We start from the raw sequence: 17,084 nt of genomic DNA, 5'->3' as shown, positions 1-17,084 counted from the left end.
TATGAGGGGACTCAAGGATTGTAAGCTCAGAATGATGCGGCAATCTTACATCCGACAAAACTTGGTAAAGATTCTCAGTTTGAATCTTTAGGGGTCCACTGGACCTGTCGATGAGTAAGGTCATGATGGACGTAAGTGGCAAGAATCTCATAGTTTTTATCCTGACAGTCTTTGCGCTGACTGGGTGTAAAGAGCCCGAGATGCAGCTTTCAACCCTGGGTAAGAAGCTTCCGGCTCCTTCCCTCAAGGGCAACAGTCCGTTTGAACAGGACTTCGATGCCCAGAACTATGCCCGCGTGCAGGGAAGCTGCGATTCCCGTGTAGGCACCATTCTGGTCAGCTTTGATAAAAGCATTTGGCATCAGCCGCCTTCATCCCCGGACCTGACAGACACGGCTTTGGCCGCTGGCCTTACCAACGATTCAGACTGCTCTGACGGCAGCTTTGATATTTATCTGACCAAGAATGACCTGCAAAATATCTGGGGCATCACCACCGGTTCTTCCGGCAGCGATGTGGATTATATCTATATCAAAGGTTCTTCGGTGATCGGTGACACGGAAACACTCACCCTGGTGGATGGCGACGCCAACACCCCAGGAAACGGATCCAATTCCGGAGCGGCGGCCGTTGTGGTTCTTGAGAAAAGCTGGCCACGCGGGTTTGCAGGATCGAATCAGTGCGGCTCATTCTCGGTTTTCCTTAACACCGAAAATGGTCAACGCGCGATCCATTCTGCAGATGTGACTTTCCAGCTTAGCAAATCGGCAGGAGGCTCCACTTACAGCGGTATCACCGCCTACAAAACCTGGAGCGACTGTCAAAGTGATACGAACACAACAGACACCTTCACCATCCCGGCGACAGCGGGCTATACAGAAATCTATTATCGTTTCCCATCCACGCCAATTGACGGAACTCTGAGCTTTAAAGTCATCAACACTTCGGCCCTGCGTGCAAGCACAACTGCGGCAGATGTGACACTCAGAAATTCAGAGGCCTCATCCAGCTATCGCTGGTTGGCACTGGACGAGCATATTTCCCAGATCTACAAGAACATCTGCTATCCGTTCCGCTTAAGATCCAACAACTATAACAACAGCAGTGCTTACGATCAGTTCGGCGGCACTCTGGATGTAGCGGCAAGCGATGCCCGTCTGAAATTCTATTCCGATGCCTCCTGCGGCACAGTGACCTCCAGTTACACTTTCAGCAGCTATAATCCCGTGATTACCGGCTACATTAAATTCTCGGACGCGACCTCCTCTGACACGATGACCTCGGTCAGCGTGAGTGTCACGGGCGCCACCGGCAACAGCTATAGCTATGACACCCTTCCTCTGAACTTCCGTGTGGATATGAGCAGCAAGTCTATTGCTGCGAAGCTGGACTTGTGGGGACCGCGCGATATCGGTAACGGCTATTGCAATGCCTATAACGTCGTGACCATGAACGCCAACGGCACCATGCTGCCGGTCAACGGGGACCTGACCGTGAATCTTGCCACGCAGGAAAGTAATTTGGGCCAGTTCTTTTCTGATGAATCCTGCTCAACGCCGGCAACCACGGCGATCGTAGCCAAGAACACCGCCCTTAAAAAGGTGTACTTCCGTGCAGCCGCCGCCAATGCGGGAACTTATCATTTCAATGTGAATGCGGCGGGATTAACGAACCATACGCCGATTATGAACATCAGCACTCCGGCTGCGCAGTTCAAGCTGGCGCCATTTGATATGCAGGCTGGTGCGTGCAAACCGCTTTCTATCGGGGTTGCGGATGCCGCGGGCATCTTCCGCATCGCCACTCAAAGTCACGCCACGACAGTGTCTATCGGACTGTCGCCGGATCCGGGCGCCAATGTTGTCTTTACTGATCCAAACTGCAGTGCCCCTTTCGCAGGCAGCACAGTCACAATTTCAAGTGGAATGGGCGCAGCAGTTTTGTACATTCAAACCGCCGGCATGGCCGGAAAAACCCTGAATGTCACCGTCTATGGTTCAGGCGGACTGTCGGGCACCAGCCTGACCGGAACCCTTCAATAACTATTTGATCTTTTCGTGCAGGTGCTTCAGAAGCTTTTCGCGGTCCTTTTCAGGATGGATCGCAAAAGTTTCTGTTTCACCTTTGGTGGAGGCAAACGTCACGGCCTGAGTGTCGTCAATGCAAAGATCCAGACAACTGGTTGTCACTACTCGGATCTTGGAACCGTCGCCACTTTCCTTGAATGATTTTTTCAGGAACATTTTCAGATTATCAGCGCTGTTGCCTTCTTCCTCCAGCAACTTGGGGCTGATGGACTTGTGGCACTTCGTGCAGATCAGAACGATGCCTTGGGACCAGGGGTTTTCTTCGCGCTTCATAGTTTTCTCCTCAGCTCCGCCCACAGGATTTTTCCCAAATCACTGCGCGGGATCTCGTTCATATAATAAATTTTACGTGCTTTTTCAAAGGGAAGCACTTTTTCTGAATACAACTGCAGGACTTTGTCCGTGTCAGCTTCCGACAAAAGACTGACCAGATGAATTTCTGCTCCCAGCCTGTCAGAAGGCACATCCAGCAATGTCACCTGAGTCGGCCAGTGCGGATTCAAATACAAAGCGCAGGATTCCAGTACAGAACGCAGTCTTGCCACGTTGGTGGCTTCGCCACCAATCTTGACGTAGTCCTTGCTACGACCCTCGACCAGCAGATTGCCATTCACAACGGACCCTTTGTCTTCGGTCGTAAACCAGCCGTCCGTCGTTTTCGGATCCCACACACGCGAACCCGCTTCGGTATTCTGCGCATAGCAAGTGAACAGGGATTGCGCCCACACTTCCAGATAGCCGCCGTCATTCTGCCGAGCCTTCGCATGAGTCAACAAACCCACGGGTGGGAATTCCTCCTGCATCAGGCTGTCCAAGGACGCCGTCGCGATCTGCGAGGCGGTCTCACTCATTCCATAACTGGGCAGAACGGGCCACCCCAGTGCGCGCGCTTTTTTATAAAGATCCACCTCGAAGGCCCCACCGCCAACGACGATCGCTCGCAAAGTGGCCGGCGCCTTCAATTCGTGGGATACCAGATCATAAACTTGCGTCGGAACCAACGCCGACAAAGTGCAGCCTTCAGACACCAGCACATCGTAAAAGTGCTGAACGTCCCAGCGCCCGTCTTTCAGTGCCTTCACCACCCGGGCTCCGCTAAGATGCGCACGAATTTCAATACCCAGGCCCCCCACATGAAAATGCGGCAGCACCTGCGTCCACACATCCTTGGCAGAACTTTGCACATGAAGATTCACGGACCGAGCCGAAGCCATCAGAGCCTGTTTCGACAAAGCCACAAGCTTGGTTGCCGAAATCGAGTTCGCAGTGGAACCGGAGGTCGCAATCCACACATGGCCTTTCAGATTTTTTTCGCTCTGACTTTTTTCAGCAAGTCTGTACAGCGCCTGATAGTCAGCTTCCGGCCAGCGGGGGTTTAGCAGAATTTCATTGGCGTATGAATGAAGATCTATCGGACTTTGAGCTGATACCACGTCAGGGCCTCCAGCAATTTATCAAAGCCCACGCCGGTGCCTTTGTTTTTCAAAAGATACGGTCCCTGGGTGGAAAGCTCGGCCGAGAAAGAATCCATCTGGTACAGACGATGAGTCAGACAGCCGGATTCAAGGATCATATCCCCGTACTTGTCTTTTAGTTCCATCGCCACACCCACGGCATGCACCACCCCCACTGGATGATCCATATAGCTGGTCACGGCCAGTTTCAGATTCCACTTCAGGCAGTGGGCCACGGCTTTATCAACATCGGTCTTTGCCGGCTTCACCACAATCACATCAAAAGGCGCGGAAGCAATCTTGCCCCAGGGCACTTTGTCGTACTGATTGTCCAAAGCGATTTTTGCCAGCTTGCGGGCTTCGCCCCAGGCGTGGAAATCAAACGGGAATGGATCTTCGACGTATTCAATCAGCGGTCGCACCGTCAATGGCAGATTCACCATGAACTTTTCAAAAGTCTGCCAGCTTCCCAGGGCATTGAAATCCAGACGCATGCGCAGGCCCGAAGCGGCAATATGAGTCAGCATGTCTGCTTCTTTTGGCAGATCTCGGCCCATTTTGACTTTGATGGTGGTATAGCCTTCGTTTTTCAGTCCATCCAGAAATCCGGGTTTCAGATCCTGGTAATGAGAAAGCAGATAGTTGTTTTTGATTTTTTCGCCGCCATCAAAGACGTGCTTTTTTTCTTTGCGAAGAAGCGCGTCCCGACGGGCCAGCCAGATGCTTTGCTCAATCTGCGTGGTCATGCGACCCATGCGCAGATCAGATAGCTGTTCTTCCAGGGACAGATCCCCCAGCTCTGGCCACGGATGCAGGTCCGCAAAGCCATACAGCCCGTCATTCCACTCGACCTTCAGCAGAATCCCTTCACGCGCGGTGGCCACTGTTGTGGCATTCAGGGACTGAACAGGCTTCAGAGTGTAGGGGCTGTAGCTGATCTTAATCAAAAGGCAAATCCAATCGCGATAAGAAGTCCAAAGAGCAGATGCAAACCCGCAGCCTGCCCCAGGAATTTATTGTACGCCGGACTTGGTTCCGTGGCGAAAACATTTTTCGTGATCTTCACCGCCAGTGGCAAAGCAAACATCGAAACAATCGCCGCAATCTTGTAACCTTCAAACCACCAGTACAGATTGAGAACAAACGGCAGAAATGCCAAGGCCGCAATCTCCCAACGGGAAAACTGCACGCCAAAACGCACCGCCAGGGTTTTTTTGTTCACCAGACGATCACCACCGTGATCGCGCAGGTTGTTGATCGCAATCAGCACCGTGGCATGCAAACCAATCTGAAGCCCCAAAACAAAGGCTTCCGTCAGCCATTCGCCCGTATTCAGGAACACGATCCCCGTCACCGCCAGCAAACCAAAGAAGATAATCACAAACAAGTCGCCCAAGCCCAGATAAGCCAGCGGGAACGGACCGGCGGTATAGGAATAACCCATCAGCACCGACGCCACACCAATGGCCACAATCACCCAGCCACCTTTCAGCACCAACGGCACTCCACAAAGCACGGCCAAAGCAAAACACAATGAACCCAGAAGCATCACCTGATTCGCCGTCAAAATCCCGGCCTGAGTGATGCGCTGAGGACCAATGCGTTTTTCCGTATCCGCGCCTTTTTTAAAGTCCACGGCATCGTTCACCAGATTGGTCCCGATCTGAATCAGGAAAGAAGCCATCAATGCGTAAAACAAAACCCAGCCATCCCAGGAAAGACCAATGGCCTTTACCAGCGCCGTTCCCGCCACACAGGGCACCAGGGCAGCAGTCAGAGTTTTAGGGCGAAAAGCGAGAAGAATACTTTTAATCTGGGTCGCAGAGGTCATTTTGCATCGCATTGTTAAGGGTTAAAATCCAACCTCTTTGTATCAGATTCTTTTCGCGTGACCAAAAGAATTTCTAAGGGCAAAAGAAGGAGGTTTTCCGAATGAAGGGGGTTTTTATGAATGGCATGACTTTAGTGGCTTTTGCTGCCGGCGCGGTGATTTCCGGACTGCTGGTTTATTTCAAGCTGAAAGCGCAATTTGCCTCTGAAAAGTCCCAGTTGGAAGCCGACCTGTCCACGGCACAGATGAAAAATGATCTTCTTTCACAAAGCCTGTCGGAACAAAAAAACCTGATGGTCGAAACCCGCAAACAGCAGGAAGAGCTGTCCCAGCGCATGAACACCCAGTTTGAGGTGATGGCGCAAAAGATCTTTGAAGAAAAATCCGCCAAGTTCACCGACCAGAATCACAAAAACATCTCATCTGTGCTGGAGCCGCTGAAAGAACGCATCAAGGACTTCGAAAAGAAAGTCGAAGAAACCTATTCCACCGAACGTTCCGAGCGCGGTGTTTTGCGTGGTGAGCTGACCAAGTTGATGGAACTGAACAAAGTCATGTCCGCGGAAACCCAGAACCTGACCAAGGCGCTGAAAGGCGAAGTGAAAACTCAAGGAAACTGGGGTGAACTGATTCTGGAAAACATTCTGGAAAGATCCGGACTGCGCAAAGGTGAAGAGTACGTGATCCAGGGAACAGACATGGATCTGCGTGGCGAAGACGGCCAGATCCTGCGCCCGGATGTGATCGTGAACCTGCCGGATGAAAAGCATCTGATCGTCGATTCCAAAATGACCCTGATCGCCTATGAGCAGTATTCCTCCGCGGAAACCACAGAAGAGCAGGAGCGCCTGGGGAAACTGCACATCGATTCCCTGAAAAAACACATCGACGGTCTTTCCGAAAAGAAATACCACGCTGCTGACAAGCTGATCTCTCCGGACTTTGTGATTTTGTTCATGCCTTTGGAGCCGGCGTTTGCATTGGCCTTCAAACTGAAACCTGATCTGTTCCAGTATGCATGGGAAAAGAATGTGGCAATCGTCAGCCCGACCACTTTGCTGGCGACACTCAGAACCGTGGCGGCTTTGTGGAAGCAGAATCGCCAGGAAAAGAATGCGCTTGAAATCGCAAAGCGTGGCGGTCATTTGTACGACAAGTTCGCTGGTCTTTTGAAAGACCTTCAACAGCTTGGGAACAAGCTAGAAGACGCGCAGAAAGCCCATCAGGATGTCATCAAGAAATTCTCCGAGGGCAAAGGCAACCTCATCGATCAGGTCGAAGAACTGAAACGTCTGGGCGCCAAAACCGAAAAATCCCTGCCACAGCTTGAGCAGGCCTAAAGCCTGCGGGGGCTGCTTAAGCACAAAGCCCCCTCTTGTTCCGTCGCAGATTTGCTTTGTATTGATTGAGCCCACACCCCTTGAAACTTAGTCTGTTCAAGGGGCCTCATGACACGAAAGAATTTTTTCCTGCTGGGTCTGGCCGTGATTATCGGCGCATCCGTCTGGCTCTATTTTTCCTATAAAGGTATCAAAACCACTCAGGACGCCTTGGTCGAGCAGGCCGAGCGGACCCGCGCCCGTCGTCCCGCCTCTATCCCTGTTGTCGTGTCCGCTCCGCCTGAAAATCGCGCCATCACGGCCACCAAGGCCCGCCTGCAACAGGAAGCCCTGACCCTGCAAGAGCAGCTTCTGGAGGCCAACACAAACCTGCAACAGTCCCAACAGACCCTGGAAAGCCTGCGCGCCCGGCAGCAGGAGGAAAGCCAGGCCCCGACAGCCGACACGTTTTCTTCCGAACTGCAAAACAGCAGCCTGGAACTGCAAAGCTTCATCAGTGAACTGAACTCCTACGACCGTCTGGCCGAAGACATCAATCGCCGGGCAGACGAAGCCCTGCGCCTGCAAAGCAGCCAGGCCCAGGTGGCGCGCAGTCAGATCGATGAAAACATTCGCTCTCAGGAAAACTACATCCGTCAGACTCAGGATGAGATCATTTACTGGCAGCAGAACACCAACGATCTGACGGCCCAACAAACCCGCTTGGAGGATCTGAACAACCTGCTGTTGCAGCAGCAGCAACAACTGGAACTGATGCAAAACGAAAAGCTGCTGCTGTCATCCCAGGCTCTGCAAGGCCCGCAAAGCGTGCAACAGGCCCGCGCCCAGGCCTTGTCGGATCTGGATCAGGATCGCAGCAACCTGCAGGAGGAAATCGCCATCCGCCGCTCCCAGATCCAATCCCTGCAGGAAAATATCTATGAGTCCACCGCCAGTGACTATTCCCTGCGCCGCCAGTTGCTTCAAACCCAGCGCGCGGTCGAACAACAACAGCAGCAGATCCGCCGTCTGGAGTCTTCGTTGATAGAAAAAAACGCCGAGCTGAATGCCCTAGAATAGACAACGGGGGCTAAAATAAAAAAAGGAGCCTCTGGGGCTCCTTTTTCATTTTCTGAATCTTTAAAAATTAAAGTTCAGCGTCGCGAACAACATGCAGCTTGGTTGCCACATCGATGCCCGTGGATTGATTTTTGATTGCGACAGCCGGGTTCTGCACCACACGCTGTTGCAGCTTGGTGAAGATAGGCTCGCGGATAGCCAGGTTGTTATCCTGAAGAACACACTGACGAGCCGTACGGGCTTCGATGTTCACGACAACTGGAGCCTTCAAGTTCGCAGTCATCAAAGTAGGATCATCCGGGATAGTCACGATAGAGAAATAACGGGCTTTGTCCTGAGCCGTCAGTTTCAAAGCTTCCATGTCCCCTTTGGTCAGGGTTGCTTTGTACTGAGGAGCGAACAGTTCAGGCTCAAGAACAGGGAAGGCAATCGCAGGAGCTTCGCAGCTCTGCAACCATGCGAAGATTTCATCATTCGGATCGTCAAGAAGAACGAACTTGCGCAAATCAGCGAAGCCCAACAGGCCTTCGGTGAAAGTCAGAACATCTTCTTGTTTCAGCTCAACTTGGCCGAATCGCGATGTTGAAATGATCATTCATCCTCCCAAAAGGTACTCAGGATTCACCCTTATTTTAGACACACCAAGGCGCTATGATGGTGAATACATGTATAAATCTGGACCTAAATCTAGGGAGACTCAATTAAAATCTAGTAGACTTGACTGGGCGCTTCAGGCTGACAGCGGCCATAGGAAAGAAAAAGACGTCCCTGCCGAGGGGGCGGGTCGATGATTTTAGAAACGAAAAAAGGCCCGGCATCTCTGCCCCAGGCCTTTTTGCTCCCAAGTCTTTTAAAACCTATTATGGTTTCAATAACTTAGCGATATTACGTGTTTTATCGGCATCTGTGGTAGCAGACTGCTGATTTTGATCCTGAATCGCAACGTACACTTCTTCACGGTGGATTTTCGTGTCTTTGGGCGCTTCGATACCTAGGCGGACCTGTTTACCTTTAATTTGAACTACTCTGATTTTGATGTGGTCATCGATAGCGATGCTTTCACCCAACTTCCGTGTGAGAACCAGCATGACAACTCCTTTTGCTGCAGTCGTTATCGGTAGTTTTAAGCGGAACTGTAGGTATTATTTTTATCTTAGAAAGTCAAGAAGGCTTGGCTGAATAAGCTTACCCGACGTTTCGAGAGTCGCTTTCAGGGTGCTATCGGTCTTATTGATATCGGAAATAACCTGGAAAGCATCGGCATCTTCCAACTGGGAAGCCGTTACTTTATTGTCCACCACGGCCTTTTGCAGGGAATCGGTGGTGCTATTGACGGCCATAATTCTGGACCCAACCTCGGATCGAGCCAAAACCACCTGGGAAATAGCCTGATCCAGGGTGTCCAAAGCCTCCTGAACCCCCGCTTTATCGTTGGTTTTAAGGGAAATCTCCAGATTCTTAAGCGTCGAGAACAAATTCACGCCCACAGAGCCTGTGACCGGATCTTGCTTGTCCGAGCGGTTTTGACGGCCAGACTCTGACGCAGGACCTCGCGTGGTCAGGAAGTTAGAGTCCACTTCCTCGTTGATCTGTTGACGCTCGATTTCCTTGTTTTGGAAGTCCTTCAGGGACTCAACATCGGTCGGCGTCTCGTACTGGGCACGAACGATCCCGTCCCCGCCCAAACCACGACCCAGGAAGACTTTACTGCCCGGAAGGTTCATCGCCACGAAGGAGTCCTTCTGGGTCTGAATCTTCATGTCAGCATCATTACCAAAATATTCGCCGGACTGATTGAATGGCGTTGTCTGGGTCTTCTGACCCCCGAAGATATATCTTTCACCCAGTTTGCGGTTCCCGATCTGGATGGACTGGTTGTAGATCTGCTCGATCTCGCTGGCCGTGACCATACGGCTTTCTTCATTACCGCTGGCATCATTCGACTGGCTGACCGCCAGTTCTTTTGCACGCACCAGGATTTCAGTCAGCTCACTCAGGGACTGATCTGAAAACTCCAGGAAGCTTCGGGCGTTATTGATGTTTTTGATGAACTGGGTGTTGCCGCGTTCTTCGGTTCTTGCCGTCAGAACACGCGCCGAAGCCAAAGGATCATCCGAAGGCTTGTTGATACGCTTTTGAGTCGCAGCCTGATTCTGCAAATCAGCCATCTCCGACCGGTTCTTGGTCAGATTCTGGTTTACCTGATTGAAAGACATCTTATCCGCGATTCTCACTCATCACATCCGTTTTAGATTCAGTACTGTATCAAACATTTCGTCGGCGGTTTTGATCAAACGTGCAGACGCATCGTAAGTTTTCTGGAACTCAATCATCTTCGTGGTTTCTTCATCAAGGCTGACGCCGCTGATGCTCTCACGAATATTGGTCAACTGGGACATCACATTCTTTTGTGACTCCTGAGCCTTCACCGCACGCTGGGAGATCGCACCGATCTGACCCACCTGGGTGTTATAGTAATCATCCAAAGTGGACGTGCCACCATCCATCACCTGACGGTATTGCAAAGCCGAGATCACGTTGGCCACGGTGTTATCCCCGGCAGCGCCCGGCTGGGCTCCCGTCGCGATTCTTCCCACATCATTAAAGACTGTCTTGTTCAGACCGATAACCGATGCGGCCCCTTTGACCTGATCTGGCATATCAAAGAACAAAACACCATTACGGCCGCTTTTATCAAACCCCTCGATGTGAGCGGTGTTGACCTCTTTGGCCAGAGTGTACGCCATGTTATCCACATGAGACAAAAGATCCTCGATCACGTGATCACGCACATCCAGAGCGCCACCAATGCGGCCCCCGGTGATCTGCCCGGTAATGTTCGCGGAAGTTGATCCGCTGCCTTCAAAGAAGACTTCAACACGGTCACGGGCATCTGTCTGACGGGCTTTCAGCTCAGAGGAACCGATACCGGAAACCAGAATCGCCGTGCGCCCCGCAGTCACCGTCACCATGCCGTCTTTACCCTCGGCCCAGGAAATGTCGATTTTTTCGCCCAGTTTTTTCAGCAAAAGATCACGACGGTCGCGCTCGTCATTGGCAGGGGTTCCCTGCACCTCAACCATCTGAACCTTTTCGTTCAGGGAGGCGATCTCTTTGGACAACTGGTTGACCTCTTCAACGGTCGTTTTGATCTGACCGTCAAGGTCTTCCTGAACCGCCTTCAACTGACCCACCACGCGACCGAAATCTTTGGTCAGCGCCACCGACGATTCACGCACCATCGTGCGGGAAGCCAGACTTTCAGGGTTGTTGGAAAGTTCACGGAAAGAGTTGAAGAAATCAGTCATGTACTGATTTAAACCCTTGTTGTTCTGTTCATTGTAAATCTGCTCAACACGGCCCAGAGCATCCGCGCGGGAATCCTGGAAGCCCATGCTCATGCCTTCGCGCTGGATTTGTTTTTCAAGCCATGGATTGTTAACGCGGGTAACGACCCCTGCCCGGGCACCCATCCCGATCTGAAGATTTCCTTCAGTGATAGGCGTGTTCGTCTGAAGCTCCACTCTCTGACGAGAGAAGCCTTCAGTCGATTTATTGGCGATGTTATGACCGACCGTTTGCAATGCCGTCTGAGAGTTCATCAGAGAGCGTTTGCCCGTATCCATCATTGCCGAGATTTTAGACATCCTATCCTCATCTCCGGTGGGTTCGTTACTGCTGCTTCAGCCTGCGGGGCTCCGCCCCTTCGGCTCTGCCCGGTCGAGCCGGGGGCCTCAGGCTTCTTTACTTACGAAGTTGCCTGCGACTTGTGGGCCTTGTTTTACCTGGCCCTTGCCTCCGTAAGTTTTCTTGCCGGAAAGCGTGTCTTTGATATTGTTCAAAGCGCCGTTCAATGTCGACAGAGCGGACTTTGTGTATTCTTCGTTATCTTTGTTAATTTCAGTGATGCGTTTGATCAGAATGTCCAGCGCCGCGTGCTGCGTGCGCAGACGGTCTGCGGCTGGAGTGCCGGCAAGTTTCTGCGCAAGCTCCAGCAAACGTGGATTTTCAACATCCGCACCAATCAGCGTCGCCAGTTCCATCGCATAGCGGGAACGCAGGGAATCCTGAGCGCGCAGTTTGAACAGCAACTCTTCTTTCAGTTTGTTGCTTTCATCCAATGCTTCACGATCCGCCTTCAAAAGAATTTCTTTTTCTTTGCGAACGATATCCAGCAGTGAACGGTAGATTTTGGTAAGTTCTTCGAGATTTGATTCTAACTTGTGAAACGCTCTTTCGACTGTTGCATCCATCATCTTCATCATCCTTGATGCCGCCGTGGGCGGTTAAGATTTATGTTCGAGGCAGCTTTTCACTCCGGCTTCGCTGGAGTAGAGCTGCTTCAGCTTACGCGCGCTGTGCGCGCTTCAGCTCTGCCCGCTGAGGCGGAGCTCTGTCCGCTGGGGCGGAGACTAAAATTCCAAATGTTCGTCGACCATTTTGTCGGCGATGGCTTTGGCGTCAACTTTGTATTTGCCTTCGTCAATCAAGGCACGGAATTTTGCAACTTTAGCTTCGTCAACATCCGGAGTTGCCAATGCAAGTTCCTTGATGCGTTTTGCTTCTTGTGCACGAGGAGAAAGTTCCACGCGAGAAGATTCGCCAAGATTGGAGGAAGTCAGAACGTCAGCTTTCGCCGCGCCGATATTATCCGCTTTGCCTTTGATACCAGCGGCGTTGTCAGCTCTGGAAGAATCAGTAAGATTCAAATTTTGACCGACTTTATTGTGCGTGATCTTCATCGAGATCCTCCTCCGTCGAAAGAGTGTAAAAACACACTCTTCTGTTCATTCAATAGTATCACAATGGGACAATTACACCAAATCATTCTGAGACAGTTTCTGGTCTAGGTTCACTCTGTGGTTCGATGGTCCAGTAGAGCGATTTCGCCTCTGGACTTAAAAAGCCAAGGGTGTCGCCAGCTTGCAGTTTTTCCCCTGTCGAAACTTTTGACAGTCCGCCTTTGAATACCATCTGGCTCTTTAGACCATTGTCGTGACCGATCTCGACCAGGGTCTGGTCATCGGCCAAACTGCGCTTGCCAATAAGCACGCCATCCCAAGGGGCCTTCACTTCGGAAGCCGCTCCTGGGGCTGATTCAGTGTCGAATCGGTAAGACAGGGCCTGCTTCTTTCCCGGGTGCTGGAATGGCTTCAATGCCAGGTTGCTTTTCTCATCCATGGCCAAAGGTCCTACAGGCTTTGTGACAGGTGCACGCACACCCATGGCCACGCCGAACTTGTTCATCAACTGATCATAGATCATGTTGGACAAACCGATACCACCGCGTTCGCCCCACTTTTCGACGTACTGGTCGTCTAACTGTTCTCGGAAAATTTTTTCAGCCTGGTTCGACTGGATGAAACCGCCTTCTTTGACGGTCGAGCGCATGGCTTTCATCATCTCCCGCAGGAAATGTTTTTCGTACATGTCAGAAACTTCGCGCAACTTCTGCTCTGGCGCCTTTTGTTCAGGCCGCCCCATCATACGATTGCCAATGGGTTTAAAACCGCCGGATCCCACATCGCTCATTGCGAGACTCCTAGATCAAAAAAAGAAAAAGGTACGGATGTACCTTTTTTGAAAGAGAAAAAAAAGGGGAGTTAGAGTCGGAGAATCATGTGCATCCTGCACTCGATTCTGAGAGTGTAGCTTCGGCTCGTGTTGATCACTCCGTGATCTCTGCTGACCTATTGCTCCTGTTTCCTGCGAGAAACTTTTGACTCTTGACCTTCCATGGTTCGCGATCTCTTTCTCACCCTCCCCGCGTTTCAAACACGTCCATGTGTCTGAAACTATAACTTTGATTGTATTAAATGCTGTGTCATTCTGAAACAGAAATCTCATAAAACTTCGAGTTCCCCGTGCAAAGCTCCAGCTGATTTTATGGACTGAAGTATTGTAATCAGGTCCTTCGGCGAGACTCCGAGCTTGTTAAGTGCCTGGACCAGTTCACCAACGCTGACACCACTGTCGAGAACCGCCACTTTTTCTTCCGCACCTTTTTTGCCATCGCCCACTTTCACTGACAGTGCTCCGTGTGAGATAGCAACGCGTGAGATCTTCACTTTGTCACCGATAACAATCGTTCCTGTTTTTTCATTCACAACAACACGAGCTTTCATGTCGGGATTGATCTCGATGGATTCAATCGTCGCCAGAAGCTCCACACCGCGATTTTCATAGGCAAACGGTGTGATGATATCAATCGTGCCGGAATCCTTTGCCGAAGCATAGTGACCACCCAGCTCTTTATTGATCGTCAGCACAGAGCGCGCGGCCGTCGTGAAATCCGGATTGATCAACGTCAGACGGTACATTTTTCTGGAGGAAAAATCCGCTGTCATATCACGCTCAATCGTTGCCCCATTCGGAATACGGCCCGCAGTGGTGTGTGAATCTTTGCCATCACCACCAATCACGATGCTTCCCTGAGCCACGGCGAACACCTGCTCATTGGCAGCGCGCAAAGGCGTCTGCAACAATGTGCCCCCCTGCAGGGAAGACGCCTCACCAATCGCGCTGACCGTGATGTCGATCGGATTCCCCGCCTTGCCAAACGCCGGCATGGTCGCCGTCACGATCACCGCCGCCACGTTCTTGCTGGAAAAGTCGACATTGTCGAGCTTCATTCCCAGCTTGTCGAGCATGCGCACCATGCTCTTGCTCATAAATTCATTCTTGCCGTCGCCAGTGCCTTTAAGGCCGACCACGATACCATAACCAATCAGCTGATTTTCACGCACGCCACGAATGCTGGCGATATCCTTCAAGCGGGCTGCATTGGCCGACTCGATCAAAGAGAAAAACAAGACAGCGGAAAGAATCAGAAAGTTTGTGATTTTATTCATTGCTCTTTGTCTTTCTTAAAGAAACCACGTCGTACTGTGGATCCAGAAGTTTATCCGAGTTGATGCCCGCATCGTTGAAGTCCTCTGGACGGATCAAACCCGTCACGATGACTTTGTATTCACGCTTGCCGATCATGAACGGCTGCTGACCTTTGATGCGATAGTTGCCATCGGCCATTTTTTCCACGATACGGGTTGGGATGCTGGCCACATCGGCCGCCCCGTCATCCTTTTCCTCAACCTTCGCAGGCTCCGGCTTTTTGGCTTCGACTGATGCCGGAGCACGGGACGCCTCATCCCCATTTTGCGCCAAAGAGTTGTTCAACTGCTGTTGCTGCTGCTCTTCAAGCTGTTTCAAAAGTTTTTTGATCACAGACACTTTGGTGTCGACCTGTTTTTTGGCCGGGCCATCCAAAGTGACGTTCAACAGGTCGCCTTCTTTGCGCATTTTGTTTTGCGCAAACAGATAAGCTCCCTGGCCTTCCATCACCCATGTCGATCCGGCACTGGCACCCAGGTCGGATTCTTCTTCCATGCGGTTTTTCGTCATGCGCTTGTACTGACGGTCCGTCGGCACACCCATGTTCTGGTTGTCAGAATATCTTGGCGCTGTATTGATATCTTTCAGCGCCGGTGCCTCTTTCGGGCCGTCCAAAGACGCCATGAAATCCTGCATGGTTGCGCAACCTGCAGTGAACACCATCAAAACCAAAATTGAGAAAGAAGAAATCATCTTCATCATTGCAACTTCACCACACCTTTTTCAGTGACCAGACCGGACAGAACTTTTTGGGTTTCCAGATTTTTTACCTTGATAAGATCCCCAACAAAGCCACTGTCCTCCGCCATCATGTTGACGGAGATCTCGAAACTGTCATCGCCAAGCAAAGCTTTAACGATCTGTCCCTTCTTAGCTGCCGGTTCACGTTTGAGATCAGAAGCCCATACGGTGCTTCCAACGGGAAGTGAGCGAGCTGCCATCTGACCCTGGATATCCTCCATGCGCAAACTGCCATCCTTGGCAAAAGTCACGTCCGTCATGGACATGCGCAGGTCATCTGCTTGAACTCTCTCTCCTTGTAAGATCAAACGGGTCGTTACAGGGGTTAATTTTGAAACGCGAATTGTGCCGGAAATCCATTTAATCTGGCGCTGATCCCCATCGCGCAATGGCAACAGGAAGCCCCCCTTGGCTGAAAGCTGAGTGAAATCAAGATCCCACAGCTTTGACGCCGGACGCGGAGTGCTTTGGATGCTGATCTGATATTCACACTCGTTGCAGCGGGCCTTTAGAATATTATGAACTTTTCTCTCAACTTCCTGGCGTGACACCGGCGTGGAAGCAAAGCTCACCTGCACTTGGGATGGAACTTTGAATTGAGGGTTCAGACGACGCAGATTTTCCTGACTGTTCAAAGCCGCGCGCATCTTCACCAGAATTTCGCTGGAGTTCAAATGCTGGCTCAGCAGCAATTCCCGGCAGTCCTCGCGCAGGACCACGGCATCCAGAGCATTCACCAACTCTTCGGTGCCGCCCGTTACCGTCGCGATGTCCCCCAGGCGCAAAAGTTCACGCTGGGAAATCTCCACACTGGAAGGAATGGAGATTTCAGGCCTAGCGAAGGCCTGCAGACTTACCAGAAATGCAAACACGAAGATCTTCTTCATCAATTATCTCAGATTGTTAATGGCTTGAAGCATCTGATCAGAAGCCTGCATCACTTTGGAGTTGGTTTCCATCGCACGCTGGGCGGTGATCATATTGACCATCTCATCCACAATGTTCACGTTGCTGGATTCCAGCTGCCCTTGTGCCAGATAGCCTGTGCCGTTCAAACCCGGACGGGAGGCAATCGCCTGACCGCTGGACGGAGTCTGTGTGAACAGATTTTTACCCATGGCTTTCAAACCAGCCGGGTTTACAAAGTTCACGATATCGATTTGACCGATAGTCTGAGGAACATCATTCAGGCCCGTGATCACACGCACTTCACCCGTGGGTGCCACCTCGATACCGGAGACGTTGGCAGGCACAGTGATTTCCGGCTGCAAAGCATTTCCGTTTTTGTCGACCAGACGGCCGTTGGGATCTTTTTTGAAGGCCCCGTCGCGGGTGTAAGCTGTTTCACCATCCGCCGTCAGCACCTGGAAGAAACCGGAACCTTCGATCTGAAGATCCAGAGGATTCTTGGTGATCTGCGCCTGGCCGCCGGCAAAATCCTTTTGCACACCCGCCGTACGCACACCCAAACCGACCTGAACCCCGTTCGGGGAATAAGCATTCAGACCCGAAGCCGTCCCTGGCTCCTTTTGGGTCTGGTACATGAGGTCTTCAAACTCAGCGCGGGATCTTTTAAAGCCAGCCGTTGAAACATTGGCGATATTATTGGCGATAACATCCATGTTGGTCTGTTGTGCCGCCATCCCTGTAGCTGCTGTGTTCAAACTCTTAAGCATTCACG

Annotated in this window: 18 protein-coding genes; 3 read left to right on the top strand and 15 right to left on the bottom strand. The window is 51.5% G+C overall.

Annotated features, from left to right (window positions below):
• Positions 1 to 122 precede the first annotated feature (122 nt).
• On the top strand, positions 123 to 2,042 hold the full coding sequence (locus ACZ520_RS02535) for a hypothetical protein (protein WP_464127387.1): 1,920 nt from the start codon (positions 123 to 125) through the stop codon (positions 2,040 to 2,042).
• Here the strand turns inward: ACZ520_RS02535 and ACZ520_RS02530 are convergent, their stop codons facing one another.
• Genes ACZ520_RS02530 through menA form a run of 4 tightly spaced genes read right to left on the bottom strand, consistent with a single transcriptional unit; the run spans position 2,043 to position 5,384 of the window.
• Entirely contained in the window at positions 2,043 to 2,360 is a 318-nt protein-coding gene (locus ACZ520_RS02530; protein ID WP_015089717.1) for a (2Fe-2S) ferredoxin domain-containing protein, read from the bottom strand.
• Positions 2,357 to 3,520 carry an AMP-binding protein gene (locus ACZ520_RS02525; RefSeq protein ID WP_464127384.1) on the bottom strand — a complete coding sequence of 388 codons (1,164 nt, stop codon included), beginning with the start codon at positions 3,518 to 3,520 and terminating at the stop codon, positions 2,357 to 2,359. Before ACZ520_RS02525 ends, ACZ520_RS02530 begins: the two co-directional genes overlap by 4 nt.
• Positions 3,496 to 4,488, bottom strand: a complete 993-nt coding sequence (menC, locus tag ACZ520_RS02520; protein WP_416479519.1) for an o-succinylbenzoate synthase MenC — start codon at positions 4,486 to 4,488, stop codon at positions 3,496 to 3,498. The genes ACZ520_RS02525 and menC overlap by 25 nt, the downstream gene beginning before the upstream one ends.
• Positions 4,485 to 5,384 carry a 1,4-dihydroxy-2-naphthoate octaprenyltransferase gene (menA, locus tag ACZ520_RS02515; protein ID WP_088566323.1) on the bottom strand — a complete coding sequence of 300 codons (900 nt, stop codon included), beginning with the start codon at positions 5,382 to 5,384 and terminating at the stop codon, positions 4,485 to 4,487. The genes menC and menA overlap by 4 nt, the downstream gene beginning before the upstream one ends.
• 89 nt (positions 5,385 to 5,473) lie before the next feature.
• Between menA and ACZ520_RS02510 the strand changes: the two genes are divergently transcribed.
• Positions 5,474 to 6,712, top strand: a complete 1,239-nt coding sequence (locus tag ACZ520_RS02510) for a DNA recombination protein RmuC (protein ID WP_464127381.1) — start codon at positions 5,474 to 5,476, stop codon at positions 6,710 to 6,712.
• A gap of 108 nt (positions 6,713 to 6,820) precedes the next feature.
• Positions 6,821 to 7,771 carry a coiled-coil domain-containing protein gene (locus ACZ520_RS02505; RefSeq protein ID WP_088566325.1) on the top strand — a complete coding sequence of 317 codons (951 nt, stop codon included), beginning with the start codon at positions 6,821 to 6,823 and terminating at the stop codon, positions 7,769 to 7,771.
• A 67-nt stretch (positions 7,772 to 7,838) separates the two neighbouring features.
• Here the strand turns inward: ACZ520_RS02505 and fliW are convergent, their stop codons facing one another.
• The 11 genes from fliW to flgG all read right to left on the bottom strand — a co-directional run bounded on the left by fliW (position 7,839) and on the right by flgG (position 17,079).
• Complete coding sequence (fliW, locus tag ACZ520_RS02500; protein WP_011163118.1) at positions 7,839 to 8,366, bottom strand: flagellar assembly protein FliW; 528 nt, start codon at positions 8,364 to 8,366, stop codon at positions 7,839 to 7,841.
• Between the two features lie 265 nt (positions 8,367 to 8,631).
• On the bottom strand, positions 8,632 to 8,859 hold the full coding sequence (gene csrA, locus ACZ520_RS02495; protein ID WP_038451346.1) for a carbon storage regulator CsrA: 228 nt from the start codon (positions 8,857 to 8,859) through the stop codon (positions 8,632 to 8,634).
• 60 nt (positions 8,860 to 8,919) lie between these two features.
• Positions 8,920 to 10,005, bottom strand: a complete 1,086-nt coding sequence (gene flgL, locus ACZ520_RS02490) for a flagellar hook-associated protein FlgL (protein ID WP_232468790.1) — start codon at positions 10,003 to 10,005, stop codon at positions 8,920 to 8,922.
• Between the two features lie 3 nt (positions 10,006 to 10,008).
• The gene (gene flgK, locus ACZ520_RS02485) at positions 10,009 to 11,418 is read right to left on the bottom strand and encodes a flagellar hook-associated protein FlgK (RefSeq protein ID WP_417867746.1); all 1,410 of its coding nucleotides are present in this window, start codon (positions 11,416 to 11,418) and stop codon (positions 10,009 to 10,011) included.
• Positions 11,419 to 11,505: 87 nt separating this feature from the next.
• Positions 11,506 to 12,027 carry a flagellar protein FlgN gene (locus ACZ520_RS02480; protein ID WP_226987973.1) on the bottom strand — a complete coding sequence of 174 codons (522 nt, stop codon included), beginning with the start codon at positions 12,025 to 12,027 and terminating at the stop codon, positions 11,506 to 11,508.
• Between the two features lie 156 nt (positions 12,028 to 12,183).
• Complete coding sequence (gene flgM / locus ACZ520_RS02475) at positions 12,184 to 12,513, bottom strand: flagellar biosynthesis anti-sigma factor FlgM (protein WP_011163114.1); 330 nt, start codon at positions 12,511 to 12,513, stop codon at positions 12,184 to 12,186.
• Between the two features lie 82 nt (positions 12,514 to 12,595).
• Positions 12,596 to 13,303 carry a rod-binding protein gene (locus ACZ520_RS02470; RefSeq protein ID WP_464127376.1) on the bottom strand — a complete coding sequence of 236 codons (708 nt, stop codon included), beginning with the start codon at positions 13,301 to 13,303 and terminating at the stop codon, positions 12,596 to 12,598.
• Positions 13,304 to 13,614: 311 nt separating this feature from the next.
• Positions 13,615 to 14,622: a flagellar basal body P-ring protein FlgI gene (locus tag ACZ520_RS02465; protein ID WP_374031949.1), complete on the bottom strand. Its 1,008-nt coding sequence runs from the start codon at positions 14,620 to 14,622 to the stop codon at positions 13,615 to 13,617.
• Positions 14,615 to 15,364: a flagellar basal body L-ring protein FlgH gene (locus ACZ520_RS02460; RefSeq protein ID WP_416479521.1), complete on the bottom strand. Its 750-nt coding sequence runs from the start codon at positions 15,362 to 15,364 to the stop codon at positions 14,615 to 14,617. Before ACZ520_RS02460 ends, ACZ520_RS02465 begins: the two co-directional genes overlap by 8 nt.
• Positions 15,361 to 16,290: a flagellar basal body P-ring formation chaperone FlgA gene (gene flgA, locus ACZ520_RS02455; protein ID WP_417867738.1), complete on the bottom strand. Its 930-nt coding sequence runs from the start codon at positions 16,288 to 16,290 to the stop codon at positions 15,361 to 15,363. Before flgA ends, ACZ520_RS02460 begins: the two co-directional genes overlap by 4 nt.
• 3 nt (positions 16,291 to 16,293) lie before the next feature.
• The gene (gene flgG / locus ACZ520_RS02450; protein WP_088566332.1) at positions 16,294 to 17,079 is read right to left on the bottom strand and encodes a flagellar basal-body rod protein FlgG; all 786 of its coding nucleotides are present in this window, start codon (positions 17,077 to 17,079) and stop codon (positions 16,294 to 16,296) included.
• Positions 17,080 to 17,084: the final 5 nt, after the last annotated feature.

This window comes from Bdellovibrio sp. BIS2 (assembly GCF_055398295.1).
The sequence above is the reverse complement of the archived record's forward strand: the minus strand, read 5'-3'. Positions and strand labels throughout refer to the sequence as shown.

Excerpts from the sequence above, each read along its gene's own strand:
- ACZ520_RS02535 (WP_464127387.1), top strand. The coding sequence starts at position 123 with ATGATGGACGTAAGTGGCAAGAATCTCATAGTTTTTATCCTGACAGTC.
- ACZ520_RS02530 (WP_015089717.1), bottom strand. The coding sequence starts at position 2,360 with ATGAAGCGCGAAGAAAACCCCTGGTCCCAAGGCATCGTTCTGATCTGC.
- menA (WP_088566323.1), bottom strand. The coding sequence starts at position 5,384 with ATGCGATGCAAAATGACCTCTGCGACCCAGATTAAAAGTATTCTTCTC.
- ACZ520_RS02510 (WP_464127381.1), top strand. The coding sequence starts at position 5,474 with ATGAAGGGGGTTTTTATGAATGGCATGACTTTAGTGGCTTTTGCTGCC.
- ACZ520_RS02505 (WP_088566325.1), top strand. The coding sequence starts at position 6,821 with ATGACACGAAAGAATTTTTTCCTGCTGGGTCTGGCCGTGATTATCGGC.
- fliW (WP_011163118.1), bottom strand. The coding sequence starts at position 8,366 with ATGATCATTTCAACATCGCGATTCGGCCAAGTTGAGCTGAAACAAGAA.
- csrA (WP_038451346.1), bottom strand. The coding sequence starts at position 8,859 with ATGCTGGTTCTCACACGGAAGTTGGGTGAAAGCATCGCTATCGATGAC.
- flgK (WP_417867746.1), bottom strand. The coding sequence starts at position 11,418 with ATGTCTAAAATCTCGGCAATGATGGATACGGGCAAACGCTCTCTGATG.
- ACZ520_RS02480 (WP_226987973.1), bottom strand. The coding sequence starts at position 12,027 with ATGATGGATGCAACAGTCGAAAGAGCGTTTCACAAGTTAGAATCAAAT.
- flgM (WP_011163114.1), bottom strand. The coding sequence starts at position 12,513 with ATGAAGATCACGCACAATAAAGTCGGTCAAAATTTGAATCTTACTGAT.
- ACZ520_RS02470 (WP_464127376.1), bottom strand. The coding sequence starts at position 13,303 with ATGAGCGATGTGGGATCCGGCGGTTTTAAACCCATTGGCAATCGTATG.
- ACZ520_RS02465 (WP_374031949.1), bottom strand. The coding sequence starts at position 14,622 with ATGAATAAAATCACAAACTTTCTGATTCTTTCCGCTGTCTTGTTTTTC.
- ACZ520_RS02460 (WP_416479521.1), bottom strand. The coding sequence starts at position 15,364 with ATGATGAAGATGATTTCTTCTTTCTCAATTTTGGTTTTGATGGTGTTC.
- flgA (WP_417867738.1), bottom strand. The coding sequence starts at position 16,290 with ATGAAGAAGATCTTCGTGTTTGCATTTCTGGTAAGTCTGCAGGCCTTC.
- flgG (WP_088566332.1), bottom strand. The coding sequence starts at position 17,079 with ATGCTTAAGAGTTTGAACACAGCAGCTACAGGGATGGCGGCACAACAG.